The organism is Duganella sp. S19_KUP01_CR8, from assembly GCF_036688705.1.
In the GTDB taxonomy this organism is placed as follows: Bacteria; Pseudomonadota; Gammaproteobacteria; order Burkholderiales; family Burkholderiaceae_D; genus Rugamonas.
Genome location: NZ_JAQQPR010000021.1, coordinates 46,212 through 61,971, shown reverse-complemented (window position 1 = coordinate 61,971; position 15,760 = coordinate 46,212). Strand labels below are relative to the sequence as shown.

The window sequence follows — 15,760 nt, the reverse complement described above, 5'->3', positions numbered from 1 at the left end:
CCGCAGTGTTCCCGCACCGCGCTTGCGCCAGGTCAGGCCGCCGCTGCGCCGGGACCGGCGTCATAGATGCGGGCGCGGCGCGGCCGCAGCTCCGGCTGGGTGGCGGCGCCGTTGTCTTCCTGCGCCAGGAACTGGCTGCCGATCTCGAACCATTCTTCGCTGGAGATCACCTTCTGCGCCAGCGGCAACAACTCCTGCTCTTCCTTGTCGAGGCGCTTGAGCAGGTTCTGGCAATACAGGTCCACCGTGCGGCACAGGAACTTGCCCTGCGAAGCGCTGCGGCGCATGGCGCGGCGCAGGCATTTGTGCACGGCGTTGAGCATGGCGCCGCCGAGCCGGCTCAGCGATTCGAGATCGTTCATCAGCGCGCCGCAATTGGCGTCGGCCGCGCGCACGGCCGGCATCAGGCAGACCTCGACTTTGCGCTGGTGGCGCGACTCGGCAAAAGTGGTCAGTTCCTTGAGCTGGGATTCGATGAACACAGGATCGATTTCCTGCGGGCGACGCGCGATCGACTGCACGTATTGCAGCAGGCGGGCGATGAAGTGGCGTTCTTTTTTTTGTTCGATGGATAGTGTCAATAAGACATAGGTGGCAGTGAGCATAACGTTTCCCGTATTTCGTCTGACTTCGGCTGCGCGGCAAGCGTTGGATGGCGGACGCGCCCGAGGTGAAGACCGCTACCTTAGCGCTGTGTCGGACTCATTCAACGTCGATTTACAATTGTTCACAACTGGTCGTGTGGCAATAACATTATCGAAATAAAATCGCGAAGATTACCGGCGGGGAAAACGAGTTGACTACACGCCATGCCGGTCGTGAACGTGCGTACTCTTCCTGACTGAGTAGGAAATTATGCGCCTATTTTGCGGATGAAAATACGTGATTTATTGCGTCGATCAAAAATATTTTGTATCTGGCCGCGTCGATGTTTCGCCGCGGCCAGATTGCTGCGCTGCGGTAGCGATCAGGCTGGGCGCGGCTGGCCCAGGTAGGCGCTGCGCGGCGCGGTGAAGCCCTGCTTGACCTGGCGCGCGGTGTCGTCGGTCAGCACTTCGTCCTGGCCCGCTTCCAGCGCCGAGACGATGAGGCGGGCGACTTCGGCCGGGGCCGATTTGGGCGCGTCCACGCCATCGGTCATGTCGGTGTCCATAAAGCCCATGTGGGCGCCCAGCACCTGGGTGTTTTGCGTCAGCAGTTCGGCGCGCAGGCCGTTGGTCATGGCCCAGGCGGCCGCCTTGGACACGCTGTAGGTGCCGCTGGTCGGGATGGTGATCCAGCTCAGTGCGGACAGGATGTTGACGATGGCGCCGCCGCCGTTGCGCTTGAGCGTGGGGGCGAAGGCCTGGCTCAGCGCCATCGGGCCGAACAGGTTGGTTTCCAGCTCGGCGCGCGCCGAGGCGGCGGCGTCCGGCGTGGAGACGTCACTGCCGGTGTAGATGCCGGCGTTATTGATCAGGATGGTCAGGTCGGGGATGGCCTGCGCGGCGGCGGCGATGTCGGCCGCGTTGGTGACGTCGAGCTTGATCGGCGTGACGCCGGCCAGGGTGACGCTGGCGGGATCGCGGGCGCCGCCGTACACGTTGCGGGCGCCGGCGGCGAGGACGGCTTGCGCCAGGGCTTTGCCCAGGCCGCGGTTGGCGCCGGTGATGAGGACGACGGCATCTTTGATGTTCATGGTAGTTCCTTTCAGTGGTTAAAATCGATGCAAAACAATATGACCGGTCATCTTAAAAACCGGCGAAAAAAAAAGCATCACAGCAAAATACGGTTCAGCACCATGTCGGCGTAGCGGTCCAGCGGCGCGCGGCCGTGGGCCGCTTTCGCGTGCAGCACCGCGCCTTGCCAGGCGTCGATGACGAAATGGGCCAGTTCCAGCGCCGGCTGCGGCGCGCCGATGCTGCCGTCGCGCTGGCCTTCGGCGATCACCACCGCCAGGCCGGTCGCCCATTCATCGTAGGCCAGGCGCAGCGCGTCGCGCATGGCCGGGATCTGGGTCGACAGCTCGCTGCTGAAGTTGCCCAGCAGGCAGCCGCAGTTGTAGTCGGTGGCGGTGTTGGCGCCGATCAGCAGGTCGAAATACGCCCGCAGCCTGGCCTTGGGCGACAGGCCGGCGTCGTCCAGCACGTCGAGATAGCCGGCCGCCGCCGCGCGGTAGCGCTGCAACACTTCCAGTCCCAGCGCTTCCTTGCTGGCGAAGTGGTTGTAGAACGAGCCCTTCGGCACAGCGGCAGCTTCCGTGATGTCCTGGACGCTGGTGGCGTTGAAGCCCTTGCTGTGAAGCAGGTTCAAGCCGGCGGTGACGATTTGCTCTTTGACGTGTGGTTTAGCCATGCGCTAAATATGACCGGTCGTCTCAAAATAGTCAAGAATTATTTTTGTTGTCAATATATGATATCAATACACTAACCATAAGTTCTTGATAAGGGTTTTGACTATGTCTTCCAAACTGCTTTCCTTGCTGGCTGGTCTGTGCGCAGTGCTGCTGGCGGGCTGTGCCACCACCGCCGATACCGATAGCGCGGTGCCGGCGCAAGCCTCGGCCGGCAAGTCGTGCCGCTCGTCCGAACCCGCCACCGGCACCTCGATCCGCCGCCGCGAATGCTCCAACGACGGTGTGCAAACCGTCACCCAGGACGATTTGCGCGAGTACCGTCGCGAAAGCACCAACGTCGGCGGCAAGTAACTGGTAAGTAACAGCCAAGTAACTGTTTTGCTTGCTGCACTGCGATCTTGGTATCATGCCGACAGCCGGCCACCAGCCGGTATTTTTCTTATAACGTCGGAGATCACCGAATGAGACTATCACTGCTGCTGTTGGGAACCGCCGTCGCGGTTTCCAACGCCTGGGCCGCGCCGCGCGGCTTTACCGTTGAAGACATGGTCAAGATGGAGCGCGTCGGCAGCCCAGTGCTGTCGCCGGACGCCACCCGTGTCGTCTACACGGTGCGTTCCACCAACCTGGACAAGAACCGTGGCAACACCCAGTTGTGGATGCTGGACCTGCGCGCGCCCAAGGCCGCGCCGGTGCGCCTGACCCAGGCCGACGCCAGCAGCAGCGATCCCGAATGGTCGCCGGCCGGCGACGCGGTCTACTTCCTGTCGGCCCGTTCCGGCTCGCAGCAGGTGTGGCGCTTGCCGCTGGCCGGCGGCGAGGCGGCGCGCGTGACCGACCTGGCGCTGGACGTGGAAAACTTCCGCCTGTCGCCGCAGGGCGACCGCCTGGCGCTGAGCCTGGCCGTGTTCCGCGATTGCGCCGACCTGGCCTGCACCAAGTCGCGCCTGGACGCGCAGGGCAAGAACAAGGCCAGCGGCAAGGTCTACGACAAGCTGTTCGTGCGCCACTGGGACACCTGGGCCGACGGCCGCACCAACGTGCTGTACGCGGCGCCGATCGACGCCAGCGGCAAGGTCAGCGCGCAGCCGGTCAGCCTGTCCGGCATGCTCGACGGCGACGTGCCGTCCAAGCCGTTCGGCGACCACGACGAATACCATTTCAGCCCGGACGGCAAGACCGTGGTGTTCTCGGCCCGCATCGCCGGCCGGACCGAAGCCTGGTCGACCAACTTCGACGTCTACACCGTGGCGGCCGAAGGCGGCGCGGTCAAGAACCTGACCGCCGACAACCCGGCCTGGGACACCAAGGCGATCTACTCGCCGGACGGCAAGACCCTGGCCTACCTGGCCATGGACAAGCCGACCTTCGAGGCCGACCGCTTCCACCTGGTGCTGCTCGACGTCGCCACCGGCAAGAAGCGCACCGTCGCCGACAGCTGGGACCGCTCGATCGCCGACTACCGCTGGACTCCGGACAGCAAGACCCTGCTGGCCAACGCCGACGATATCGGCCAGCACCGCCTGTTCTCGATCGACGCCGCCAGCGGCAAGGTGACGGCGCTGACCGGCAACGGCTACGTCAGCGGCTTCGACGTCGCGCGCGACACCGTCGTCATGGCGCAGGCCAACCTGGCCTCCGGCGCGCAGCTGTTCAAGTTCAAGCTCGGCAGTATGGCAAATTCGGCCGATAAGCTGCAGCAGCTGACCACGCTGAACGCGCAGGCGCTGGCCGACGTCAAGTTCGGCGAGTACGAGCAGTTCTCCTTCACCGGCGCCAACGGCGAGACCGTCTACGGCCACGTGATGAAGCCATGGAACGCCCAGCCCGGCGTCAAATACCCGATCGCCTTCCTGGTGCACGGCGGCCCGCAGGGCAGCTTCGGCAACTCGTGGAGCTATCGCTGGAATCCGCAGGTGTACGCCGGCGCCGGCTACGCCACCGTGTTCATCGACTTCCACGGTTCGACCGGCTACGGCCAGAAGTTCACCGATTCGATCAGCGGCGACTGGGGCGGCAAGCCTCTGGAAGACTTGCAAAAAGGCCTGGCCGCAGCGGTGCAGAAATTCCCGTGGCTGGACCGCGAGCGCAGCTGCGCGCTGGGCGCGTCCTACGGCGGCTTCATGATGAACTGGATCGAGGGCAACTGGTCGGACGGCTTCAAGTGCATCGTCAACCATGACGGCGTGTTCGACACGCGCGGCATGGCGTACGCCACCGAAGAGATCTGGTTCACCGAATGGGAAAACGGCGGCGCCTACTACGACGTGCCGGAACTGCACGAGAAGTTCAACCCCGCGCTGAAAGTGAAGAACTGGAAAACCCCGATGCTGGTGGTGCAGGGCGACCTGGACTTCCGCATCCCGACCACGCAGGGCCTGGGCACCTTCACCGCGCTGCAACGCCGCGGCATCCCGAGCAAGCTGCTGATGTTCCCGGACGAAAACCACTGGGTGCTGAAGCCGGCCAACTCGCTGCTGTGGCACCACACGGTGATCGACTGGCTCGATACCTACCTGAAAAAGTAACCCCACCGCTGGGGTCGGACCCCGAGGGGTCCGACCCCGGTTTGCCGTGCGGGGTGCAAGTCCGCACTCACGAGCCGCGATCCCCGCAAGCACCTCCCCCATTCCAGGACAACACATGAAAAAGACCTTAACCGCCGTCGCCGTCGCGCTGGCCTATGGCGCCGCGCAGGCCGCCGCTCCGGCCGCCGCCCCAGCCACCACCCAGCGCGCCGAGAACGCCTTCCTGTCGCAAGCCGACGCCGCCGCCCGTTCGGCGCGCGTGGCCAATGTCGACTACACGCTGGACTTCACGCTGACCGGCAAGGAAACCTTCTCCGGCACCACCACGCTGAGCTTCGACCTGAGCGACGCCGGCCAGCCGCTGACCATCGACCTCGACAAGGCCACCATCCTCAGCCTGACCGTCAACGGCAAGGAAGTCACGCCGCAATACAACCAGTGGTTCATCACCATCGGCGCGGCCGCGCTGAAGGCCGGCCGCAACAGCGTCACCATCAGCTACACGCGCCTGCACAGCACCAACGGCGAAGGCTTGCACCGCATGGTCGACCCGGTCGACAACCGCGTCTACACCTATTCGCACTTCGAGCCGGCCGCCGCGCACCAGATGTTCCCGGTGTTCGACCAGCCCGACCTGAAGGGCACGTATGAAATCACCGTCACCGCGCCGGCCGACTGGGTGGTGTCGTCGACCAAGCGCGAGACCGGCATCCAGGACATCGGCAACACCAAGCGCTGGACCTTCCCGCGCACCAAGAAGCTGAGCTCGTACAACTTCGCCATGCACGCCGGCCCGTACAAGGTGTGGGAAGACCACGGCGGCCCGTACCCGATGCGCCTGTTCGCGCGCCAGTCGGTGGCGTCGCAGGTGTCGCCGCAGGACTGGTTCAACTACACCCGGCGCGGCCTGAAGTTTTTTGACCAGTACTTCGGCGTGCCTTACCAGTTCGAGAAATACGACCAGCTGCTGGTGCCGGACTTCCTGTACGGCGCGATGGAAAACGCGGCCGCGATCACCTTCGCCGAGCGCGGCTTCCTGTACAAGGACGAGATGACGGCGGCGCAGAAGCAAAGCCTGGCCGGCGTCATCATGCACGAGATGGCGCACCAGTGGTTCGGCGACCTGGTGACGATGAAGTGGTGGAACGGCCTGTGGCTGAACGAAAGCTTCGCCTCCTTCATGGGCACGCTGGCCACGGCCGAGTCGACCGAGTTCAGCAACGCATGGCAGGGCTTCTACTCGGGCGCCAAGCAGGGCGCCTACGTGCAGGACCAGCGCGTGACCACGCACTCGATCGAAACGCCGGTGCCGTCCACCGCCAACGCCTTCGACAATATCGACGCCATCACCTATTCCAAGGGCGCGTCGACCTTGAAGCAGCTGCGCCACCTGCTGGGCGAGGAAGTGTTCCGCCAGGGCGTGCACAACTACCTGGTCAAGTACTCGTATCAAAATGCGAAGCTGGACGATTTCATCGGCAGCCTGGGCGAGGCCGCGCACCGCGACCTCAGCGGCTGGACCAAGCAGTGGTTGTACGAGCCGGGCGTCAACACCATCGCGGCGGAATTCAGCTGCGCCGGCGGCAAGATCAGCAGCTTCAATCTGCGCCAGAGCGCGCCAAGCAAGGCGATGCCGACGCTGCGCGAACAACGCGTGCAGATCGGCCTGTTCAACCTGGGCGCGGACGGGCTGAAGCTGGGCAAGAACGTGGCCGTCACCTACAAGGGCGCCAACACCGCCGTGCCGGAACTGGCGGGCGCCGCCTGTCCTGACCTGGTCTACCCGAATTACCAGGACTGGGGCTATGCGCAAGTGCAGCTGGATAAGAAATCCTTCGCCACCGCGCAGGCCAGCCTGGGCAAGGTCGACGATCCGCTGCTGCGCTCGATGTTGTGGCAAAGCCTGTGGGACGGCGTGCGCGCCGCCAAGCTGCCGCTCAACGAGTTCCTGAAAACCGTGCTGGCCAACGCGCCGGGCGAGAAGGACTACACGCTGCTGGGCGACGTCACCAGCAAGATCCGCAGCGCCAAGGCCTACCTCGATGAGATGGGGCCGTCGGTGGCCGGCTATAAAGGCCAGATGGCGACGCAGCTGGAGCAGATGGCGTTCGCCGCCACCCAGGCCGCCAGCGGCGACAACAACTTCCAGCGCCGCTGGTTCTCAACCTACTTGGACATCGCCAGCACCCCGGCCGCGCTGGCCCAGCTGGCCGACATCCTCGGCGGCAAGCTGGTGGTGCCGGGCCTGAACGTCAGCCAGGACGTGCGCTGGGACATCGTCAACCGCCTGAACCGCTACGCCTATCCGGGCGCGGCGGCCTTGCTGGCGGCGGAACAGGAACGCGACAAGTCCGACAGCGGCCAGGCCGCCGCGCTGGGCGCCGCCGTGGTCCAGCCGGACGCCAAGGTCAAGGCCGAATGGCTGGCCCATATCACCGACCCGCAAACCAAGCTGCCGTTCTCGAAGATCCGCCGGGCGATGGAAAACCTGTATCCGGCCGAGCAGGGCGCTCTGAGCGAGCTGAGCGCCAATCAGCGCCTGGCCCAGCTGGGGCAGGTCGACAAGGCCGCCGGCCCGGTCTTCATGCGCTCCTATGCCAACATGATGATACCGGCCAGCTGCACGCCGGCCAGCGTGCAGCGCTTGCAGGCGGCGGTGGGCAAGTTGAAGGACCTGTCGGCCGGCACCCGGCGCGCGCTGCTGGTGACGCATCAGGAAGATGAGCGTTGCGTCTCCATCAAGAAGGCGATGACCGTCAACTAAGCTCGTCAGCTGAAAAAAAACCACCTGCACCGAACGCGATCTTGAGCGCGTTCAGGCTGGTGGTTTTTTTTATGGCTGGACGCTCTCCACGTTCAGCACGCAGCGGCCGGCGCGGCAGACGGCGCCGCTATCCACCGCCAGCATGCAGTTCGACAGCACGTGGCCGCGCTTGTCTTCCTCGACGCGGGCGGCGGCATGTTGCGCGACCAGCTGTTTGAGCGTGGCGCCGTCCTGCGCGCGCTCGGACCAGGCGATGTAGCGCTCCGGTCCGCCGCAAGCCTTGGCGCCGACGGCGATGGTGTGGCATTGGCTGTCGCGGTCGCAGCCGGTGTCGGCGTTCTGGGCCTGGATTTTTTGCCACAGCGGGGCCGCGCTCGCGGCGGCGGGTGGCGCGCTGTGGCAGGCGGTGGTGATCAGTATCAGAGCGCCGGCGGCGGCCAGGAGAAGGGGGCGGAATGTGGTTTTCATGGCCACATCATGATCCTGTCCGGCGGGCTTTACAAGCGTTCGCTCAGGCGCGCTTTGCGCGCCATGCCGTCCGGGCCGAACAGGATGACGAAGTCGGCGTAGCGCGGTTCGCCATTCTTGGCCGGAGCCAGCGACGGATAGCGGTAGCGCCACACCTGGTAGCCGCTGTCGAAGCGGATCACGCTGGCTGCTCCCAGCGCGGCCTGCATCTGCCGCATGCTGCGGTGGTCGTCGGCCACGGCGGTGTCGGCGGCGCCGGGCGGATCGTCCTGGTAGCTCAATTCCAGCAGCGTGTCGTCGGACCAGCCGCGGTCCCACAGCGGCGCGTAAAAGCTGCGGTCCAGCAGCACCTGGCAGTCGCAGAAGGGCAGCGTGTCCGGCGTCTGCGTGCCGCCGGCGTACAGCAGGTCGAACGGCAGCGTCTCGCTGCGGGCGCCGTCGCGCAGCGTGACGGCGAACAGGGGACGTTCGCTGAAGAACAGGTAGTTGCCTTGCGGCGAAGCGCAGACGCGGTCGGCGTCGGTGAGCAGCTCGCCCAGCCAGGCGAACATTTGATCGTTGTTGGACAGCAGCCCGGCCTGCACGCCGACCTTGCACTCCAGCCGCAAATCGCCCAGCCGCCGCATGCCGGCCGGCACGCCGGGACTGCGCACCCGGGCGCGCCAGGTCAGCGTGCTGGTCTTGCTGCTGGCGACCAGGGCCGCGTCTTCCTTCAGCGCCTGGGCGTTGAGTTCCAGTGTGAAGGTATGGTCCGGCGCCACCGTCACCGGCAGCGACAGCGTGTCGCCGGCCACGCGCAGGGTGATGCCGTCGAGCCGGGTGGTGGGCAGGCGCGGCAGCAGTTCGAAGCGCAGCGTGGCCTGCGGCGCCAAGGCATGCTCGCGTTCGAAGCGCTGCATGCCGGCGATCATCTTGCGGTAGGATTTATCGACCGGGTCGCGGGTGGCCGCGATCGTCACGCGCGGCGGTGCGGCTTGCTGCCCGCGCGCGGCATTGGACAGCAGCGCGGCGGCCAGCAGCCAGGCAGAGATCCGCAGGTTCATCATGCCGCTCCATCAGGCCGTAAAGCCCGATGGTAAAGCGTGGCGCGCTTTGGCGCCGCACGGTTAGCCGCTTACAGGTGGATCAGCGTCCAACTGCCAGCCGTGCCGTCGGGGAATTTCCAGGTACCCTGCAGACTCAGCGCCGTATCGAGGCTGCCGCTGAATTGCGGGCCGCCGGTGGAGCCCTGATAGAGCGCAAGCGTCGCATTCCCCTTGGCGTCGATATTGCCCTGGATGTTAAAGCCGCCGTCGCAACCCACTGTGAGCACGCCAGCTGTCGTGACGTAGCCGCTGCAGTGGCCGTTGTAAGCGCCCGTGTACGAGGCGGTCCAGGGGCCGGCGAAGCGTTCGACATTCGGTAAGGAAGCGCCGGTCTTGGCTTGCGAATAGCCTTGCAGTTCGACGGCGCTGGCGTAAGCGCTAGTCTTCCCGGTCGCGCCGGTAAGTGTCGTCGTCTGTCCGCTGTATTTGATGATGCGGTGGGTGCCGACGTCGAGCCAACTCGTGTATTCGGTGGTGACCGACGTGCCGCTTGCGTACTTGAAATTGCGGGTGCCGGCCACCTTCACGGTATTGAAGGTACCCGCCGGCACCGTCACCGATTCCAGCGCGAGCACGTTGATGCTTGCCGTGTTGGAGATCGAGTAGCTGGCGGTGCAGCCTGCCGATCGCGTGTAGGCCGTACTGCTGGTCCAGCCGGCGCCCACGACGAAATCGTGCTTGGCGGCGCTGTAGGTCACGCCATAGTTCTGGATGCAGCCGCCGTTGACGTAGCGGTCGTTGTCGCCGTTGGCCTGGTAGTGGTACAGGACGCGCATCGATGACGAATCGGCACCGACGGTGACATCGGTCCATGAGCCGTCCGCTTCCACTTCATTGACCACGTCGGTGTACCACGAGGGTGGCAGCGTTTGCTGGGCGGCGCCGGGCGTGATATTGGTATTGAGCTGTTTGTAGGAATAAAAATCGCCGACGGTCGGCGTCAGGCTCGCTTGTGCGGGCGTGTTGGGCGCGGGCGTGCCTGGCGCCGCCGTGCTGGAGCCGCCACCGCCGCCGCAGGCGGCCAGCAAGGCGGTGATACTGAGGATGGAAATGGTGCGTAACATAATGCCCTTTGCAGAAAGGACATCATCTTAAGGGCTGGGCTGTATATTGTCTAGTTTGCAACCTGCTGTTCGATCCAGCGCAGCAGTTCACGCCCGAACACACGGGTGCGGGCGGTGTCGAGCTGGCGTTTCTTGTAGGCGTCGTGGCTGGCCGGGCCGGTCAGGCTGCGCTGGTAGCTGGCTTCGTCCATCAGCTGGATCTCGTACTCGAAGAAGAAGCCGACGTCGTAGTCCTGCTCCGGTCCGGCGTCGAGCTGCTGCACGTGGATCATCTTGCGCACCGTGACCTGGATGCTGTTGAAGCCGCTGCCGCTGTGCGGATTGTCGCAGCGGGTTTGCGGTTGCGCCAGCTCGGCCAGTTCGGCGTCCATGACTTGCAGCAGCGCGGCCGGATATTCGTCGCTGTGCTCCAGCTGGGCGCGGTATTTGTTGAAGATCAGCTTGGCCGCCTCCAGGTCCAGCAAGGTGTTGCGGGTGCGTTCGGCGTCCACGTTGGTGACCGACAGCAGGTGCGCCCGCTGCAGCGTGCGCAGCGCCAGCAGGCATTCGAAGCGGGTGGCGAACACCAGCCGCACGCCCAGGTGGTCGAAGATGTCGGCCGCCAGGTAGGCGGCTTTTTGCAGCAGCTTGAGCAGGATGCTGCTGCGGCCCTTGTTGTCCTTGCGGTCGTAGTGCAGCATCGGCAGGCAGACTTCGCCGTCGGTCAGGTAGTGGCGGTCGCCGTCGTGGCGTATCACTTCGTCCAGCGTGCCGAACACCTGGGCGCGGATGGCATGAAAGTGGCGCAGCTTGAGGTTGTTGTCGATGTAGAAGATGCCGTGCATGACCTTCAGCACCGCGCACGACCACATGCGCCGCAGGTCGACATGCTGGCCGCGCAGCGAGGCGTACACCAGCAGTTCCAGCGGGTCGTCGGGATGGGTGACGTCGGCCGGGATCAGCGCCGCCTGGTCGGGCGTGAGGAAGCTGCCGGTGATGAAATCGATGGCCTCGCGATGGGCGCGCTTGATCAGCGCGGTCGCGGCCGGCTGGTCCAGGTCGAAGCCGTACTCGCGCACGAACTGGTGGGCGTCGTGCAGGTTGCGCAACGCCAGCGCCCCCAAGTCGATTGCCGAGACACCGTTGGCAATCGCGTTGAGATAACTCCAGTTGAGCGAGAACTTGCCCCCGCTCTTGAGCGAGGCTTTGAGTCCGGTCATGGCATCAGACAGAGGCGGCGATGATTCAGTATCGCAGTCCGCTTGATCAGCGTCAATGCTGCACCGCCGCACCGTGCGCGGCGGCCTGCGACAATGCGGGGTCTGCTTTCAGTCCAGCTACGCCGGCGCCGGTTTTTCTCTACAATTCGCCGATCTCATTTGAATCGATGGAGTCCGCATGTCCTTCCTGATCGTGCTTGCCGCACTGGTGTTTCTGATGCTGGCCGCGTATCGCGGCTACAGCGTTATTTTGTTCGCGCCGGTGGCGGCGCTGGGGGCGGTGCTGCTGACCGATCCGGGCGCGGTGGCGCCGGTGTTCAGCGGCATCTTCATGGAAAAAATGGTCGGCTTCGTCAAGCTGTACTTTCCGGTGTTCCTGCTGGGCGCGGTGTTCGGCAAGCTGATCGAGCTGTCCGGCTTTTCCGAAGCCATCGTGGTGGCGGCGATCAAGTACATCGGCCGTTCGCGCGCCAACGCCGTCATCGTCGCCGTGTGCGCCTTGCTCACCTACGGCGGCGTGTCGCTGTTCGTGGTGGTGTTCGCGGTCTATCCGTTTGCCGCCGAGCTGTATCGCCAGAGCAATATCCCCAAGCGCCTGATGCCGGGCGCGATCGCGCTGGGCGCGTTCTCGTTCACCATGGATTCGCTGCCGGGCACGCCGCAGATCCAGAACATCATCCCCACCACCTTCTTCAAGACCACCGGCTGGGCGGCGCCGTGGCTGGGCGTGATCGGCTCGCTGTTCATCCTGGTGGTCGGCCTGAGCTTCCTGGAGTGGCGCCGCCGCGCGGCCATGGCCAGGGGCGAAGGCTATGGCGCCAGCGCCGCCAAGGATACCGCCGCCGGTGCCGCCACCGCCGGCACCGGCCTGCCGCATCCGCTGCTGTCGGTGGCGCCGCTGCTGCTGGTGGGCGTGGCCAACTTCATGCTCACCAAGCTGATCCCCGGCTGGTACGGCGACAGCTACGCGCTGACCATCGAAGCCTTGCCCGGCCTGCACGCGCCGGTGGCGGTACCGATCAAGACCGTGATCGGCATCTGGGCGGTGGAGGGGGCGCTGTTGTTGGGCATCCTGCTGGTGGTGGCGACCGCCTTCGGCCGCATCCGCAGCACCTTCGCCGAGGGCACCAAGGCGGCGGTCGGCGGCGCGCTGCTGGCGGCGATGAACACCGCCTCCGAATACGGCTTCGGCGGCGTGATCGCCTCGCTGCCGGGCTTCCTGGTGGTCAGCGACGCCTTGCGCAGCGTGCCCAATCCGCTGGTGAACGCGGCGGTGTCGGTCAGCTCGCTGGCCGGCATCACCGGCTCGGCCTCGGGCGGCATGAGCATCGCGCTGGCGGCGATGGCGGACGCCTTCGTCAAGGGCGCGCAGGCGGCCAATATTCCGCTGGAGGTGCTGCACCGGGTGGTGGCGATGGCCAGCGGCGGCATGGACACGCTGCCGCACAACGGCGCCGTCATCACGCTGCTGGCGGTCACCGGGCTGACCCACCGCGAATCCTACCGGGAGATCTTCGCCATCACGCTGATCAAGACCACGGCGGTGTTCTTCGTCATCGCGGTGTACTACCTGACCGGGCTGGTGTGACGGCCGGCGCCACGGCCCGGCGACCAAGCGCGTGGTACAGCCAGGCGCCACCGGCGGCCAGCGCGACCAGGATCACCTGCTTGAACGCCAGCAGCAGCGCGGACAGCTTGCCGAACAGGCCCAGCTTGGCCGCGACGCCGCCGGCCACCAGCGCCGCCAGACCGTAGTCGGCCAGCTTGTCGGTCTTGGCGTCGAAGTCGGCGTAGCGGTTGCCCGGCGTGAAATCGGTGAAGGCGGTGACGTTCTTCATCTCGCTCCTGACTTGCGCGATCTGGTCCATGCCGGCCACGGCGTTGAGCACCAGCACGCCTTCGCGGCCCAGCACCCGGATGTGGTAGTTCAGGCCGTTCTCGTTGCTGCCTTCGGTATGCAGTTCCTTGGCCCAGAACAGCTGGTGCCGCGCGGCGTCGTAGCTGGGCTGCTCGGCCCAGCCGATCAAGGTCATCGCCGCATAACCCTGTTCGCGGCGCGCGCTGTTGTTGTCGGCGACCGCGTCCTTCAGCTGCGCCAGCAGCTCGGCGTAGTCGATGCCGCCGGCGTCGTCGTCGCGCACGTGGCCGCCCCGGTCGTAGCTGACGATCACGCCCCAGCCGGCCGCGCCCAGCGGATCCACATTGGTCGGCAAGATCATGCCCAAGGTCGGCGCGCCCGGCGGATTGCCCCAGCCGTCGACCAGCAGCTTGTTGCTGCCTTCCGGATTCAGGTAGCGGAAGTGCGGCGGCAAGTCCAGCGTGGCGATGCCGCCCGGCAGCGTGACCCTGCCGGTCTGGAAATGTAGTCCAGCCAGTAACTGCTCCGGCGTGTCGACGGCGCCGGCCAGCAATGGTGCGCACAGGATCAGGCACAACAGGGCGGTCAGGACACGGCGCATCGTCACTCCTTGTTAGAAAAGTCATATCCTACAGGAAAGTATTGCGTATTTGGTAATTACTTGAAGTCGTGCGCGGTGTGGATAAAACGGTACGCCCCGCATGCGCCTGCATGATTGCCGGTGAGTGGATTTCATGTCAGTATTGCCGCGCAGTTTAATTAAAATAATTTCGGAGACAGATTTGAAAAACACCATGCTCATTTGTTCGCTGGTCGCCGCCGCTACCGCCCAGGCAGCCAGCAGCGTTCCGGAGTTCGATGCCAGGCATTTGTCGCAAGACGTCAAAGTGCTGGCGTCGGATGAATACGAAGGCCGCGGCCCGAATACGGCCGGCGAAACCAAGACCGTCAACTACCTGATCGAGCAATTCAAGGCCGCCGGCTTGCAGCCGGCCGGCGACCTGCTCAAAGGCCAGAAGACCCAGCGCAGCTGGACCCAGGATGTGCCGCTGGGCCGCTTTGAAATCAAGGGCCCGGTCAAGCTGGTGGTCAGCGACGGCGCCACCCGCCAGGAACTCAAGCAGGGCGACGACATGGCCGTGCGCGCCGCCATGAACGGCAGCAAGCAGGTCGACTTCCGCAACGCGCCGCTGGTGTTTGTCGGCTACGGCGTCAATGCGCCCGAGCGCAAGTGGGACGACTTCAAGGGCTTCGACCTGCGCGGCAAGCTGGCGGTGGTGCTGATCAACGATCCCGATTTCGAGACCGGCAGCGGCGACTTCGGCGGCAAGGCCATGACCTACTACGGCCGCTGGACCTACAAGTTCGAAGAGATGGCTCGGCGCGGCGCGCTGGGCACCATCATCGTGCACGAGACCGCGCCGGCTTCCTACGGCTGGGCCACGGTGAAGAACTCCAACACCAACGTCATGTACGACATCGTGCGCAAGCAGCCGGCCATGGCGCACGCGCCGATGGAAGCCTGGATCCAGCGCGATCTCGCCATCGACCTGTTCAGGCGCGGCGGCCAGGACTTCGAGGCGCTGAAGAAGCAGGCGCAAACCCGCAACTTCAAGCCGGTGCAGCTGAAGGGCGTGAACCTGAGCGCCAGCTACGCGGTCGACGCCCAGACCATCGTGTCGAAGAACGTGGCCGGCCGCGTGATCGGCAGCAGCGCGCCGGAACAGACGGTGATGTACAGCGCGCACTGGGACCACTTGGGCGTCGGCCTGCCGGACGCCAAGGGCGACAAGATCTACAACGGCGCGGTCGACAACGCCACCGGCATCGCCGCCTTGCTGGAACTGGCGCGCGCCTACGGCAAGGCGCCGGCGCCGCAACGCAGCGTGGTGTTCCTGGCGGTGACGGCCGAGGAGAAGGGCTTGCTCGGCTCCGAGTACTACGCCGCCTATCCGCTGTATCCGCTGGCCGAAACGGCCGGCGTGATCAATATGGATGCGCTCAGCCCTTACGGCCCGGCGCGCAACTTCACCATCTCCGGCAGCGCCAAGCTGGACCTGCTGGACCAGTTGATCGCCAAGGCCAAGCAGATGGACATGGCGTACGCGCCCGATCCGAAACCTGAAGCGGGCCACTTCTTCCGTTCCGACCACTTCCCGTTCGCCAAGCGCGGCGTGCCGGCGATTTCCTTCGGCTCCGGCGACGACTGGATCGACGGCGGCCTGGCGGCCGGCCACAAGGCGGAAGAGGACTACAACACCAACAACTACCACCAGCCGTCGGACGAGTGGAGCGCCGCCTGGTCGTTCACCGGCATGGCGCACGACCTCGGCCTGTTGTATGGACTGGGCCGCGACCTGGCCGATTCCAGCGCCTGGCCGAACTGGGCGCAGGACGCCGAATTCCGCGCCACCCGCGACGCCAGCTCGGGCAAGCGCAAATAGTCGCCAATTTAACTA

The 15,760-nt window shown here is 65.3% G+C and carries 13 protein-coding genes; 5 read left to right on the top strand and 8 right to left on the bottom strand.

Features of this window, described 5'->3' with window-relative positions; genetic code table 11:
• Positions 1 to 32 precede the first annotated feature (32 nt).
• The 3 genes from V6M89_RS20725 to V6M89_RS20715 all read right to left on the bottom strand — a co-directional run bounded on the left by V6M89_RS20725 (position 33) and on the right by V6M89_RS20715 (position 2,334).
• Positions 33 to 605: a hemerythrin domain-containing protein gene (locus tag V6M89_RS20725; protein WP_116992590.1), complete on the bottom strand. Its 573-nt coding sequence runs from the start codon at positions 603 to 605 to the stop codon at positions 33 to 35.
• A 362-nt stretch (positions 606 to 967) separates the two neighbouring features.
• Complete coding sequence (locus tag V6M89_RS20720; protein ID WP_332854945.1) at positions 968 to 1,678, bottom strand: SDR family oxidoreductase; 711 nt, start codon at positions 1,676 to 1,678, stop codon at positions 968 to 970.
• A gap of 77 nt (positions 1,679 to 1,755) precedes the next feature.
• The gene (locus tag V6M89_RS20715) at positions 1,756 to 2,334 is read right to left on the bottom strand and encodes a TetR/AcrR family transcriptional regulator (RefSeq protein ID WP_332854944.1); all 579 of its coding nucleotides are present in this window, start codon (positions 2,332 to 2,334) and stop codon (positions 1,756 to 1,758) included.
• Between the two features lie 103 nt (positions 2,335 to 2,437).
• Here V6M89_RS20715 and V6M89_RS20710 point away from each other — a divergent pair, with 103 nt between their 5' ends.
• The 3 genes from V6M89_RS20710 (at position 2,438) to pepN (ending at position 7,627) form a co-directional block, all read left to right on the top strand.
• Complete coding sequence (locus tag V6M89_RS20710; RefSeq protein ID WP_332854943.1) at positions 2,438 to 2,686, top strand: hypothetical protein; 249 nt, start codon at positions 2,438 to 2,440, stop codon at positions 2,684 to 2,686.
• Between the two features lie 110 nt (positions 2,687 to 2,796).
• The gene (locus tag V6M89_RS20705) at positions 2,797 to 4,863 is read left to right on the top strand and encodes a S9 family peptidase (RefSeq protein WP_332854942.1); all 2,067 of its coding nucleotides are present in this window, start codon (positions 2,797 to 2,799) and stop codon (positions 4,861 to 4,863) included.
• 115 nt (positions 4,864 to 4,978) lie between these two features.
• Entirely contained in the window at positions 4,979 to 7,627 is a 2,649-nt protein-coding gene (gene pepN, locus V6M89_RS20700) for an aminopeptidase N (RefSeq protein ID WP_332854941.1), read from the top strand.
• A gap of 69 nt (positions 7,628 to 7,696) precedes the next feature.
• Here the strand turns inward: pepN and V6M89_RS20695 are convergent, their stop codons facing one another.
• The 4 genes from V6M89_RS20695 to V6M89_RS20680 all read right to left on the bottom strand — a co-directional run bounded on the left by V6M89_RS20695 (position 7,697) and on the right by V6M89_RS20680 (position 11,443).
• Positions 7,697 to 8,095, bottom strand: coding sequence for a hypothetical protein (locus tag V6M89_RS20695; protein ID WP_332854940.1), 399 nt, complete (start codon positions 8,093 to 8,095; stop codon positions 7,697 to 7,699).
• Between the two features lie 29 nt (positions 8,096 to 8,124).
• Entirely contained in the window at positions 8,125 to 9,141 is a 1,017-nt protein-coding gene (locus V6M89_RS20690) for a hypothetical protein (RefSeq protein ID WP_332854939.1), read from the bottom strand.
• Positions 9,142 to 9,209: 68 nt separating this feature from the next.
• Positions 9,210 to 10,244 carry a hypothetical protein gene (locus V6M89_RS20685; RefSeq protein WP_332854938.1) on the bottom strand — a complete coding sequence of 345 codons (1,035 nt, stop codon included), beginning with the start codon at positions 10,242 to 10,244 and terminating at the stop codon, positions 9,210 to 9,212.
• Positions 10,245 to 10,294: 50 nt separating this feature from the next.
• Positions 10,295 to 11,443 (bottom strand): TIGR04552 family protein, encoded by a 1,149-nt coding sequence (locus V6M89_RS20680; RefSeq protein WP_332854937.1) that lies wholly within the window; start codon positions 11,441 to 11,443, stop codon positions 10,295 to 10,297.
• 178 nt (positions 11,444 to 11,621) lie between these two features.
• On the opposite strand from V6M89_RS20680, the gene V6M89_RS20675 reads away from it, so the two are divergent.
• Positions 11,622 to 13,031: a GntP family permease gene (locus V6M89_RS20675; RefSeq protein ID WP_332854936.1), complete on the top strand. Its 1,410-nt coding sequence runs from the start codon at positions 11,622 to 11,624 to the stop codon at positions 13,029 to 13,031.
• Here V6M89_RS20675 and V6M89_RS20670 read toward each other — a convergent pair.
• A complete protein-coding gene (locus V6M89_RS20670) occupies positions 12,997 to 13,902 on the bottom strand; it encodes a DUF2167 domain-containing protein (RefSeq protein WP_332854935.1) in 906 nt (301 codons plus the stop codon). The genes V6M89_RS20675 and V6M89_RS20670 overlap by 35 nt on opposite strands.
• 193 nt (positions 13,903 to 14,095) lie before the next feature.
• On the opposite strand from V6M89_RS20670, the gene V6M89_RS20665 reads away from it, so the two are divergent.
• On the top strand, positions 14,096 to 15,745 hold the full coding sequence (locus tag V6M89_RS20665) for a M28 family metallopeptidase (protein ID WP_332854991.1): 1,650 nt from the start codon (positions 14,096 to 14,098) through the stop codon (positions 15,743 to 15,745).
• Positions 15,746 to 15,760: the final 15 nt, after the last annotated feature.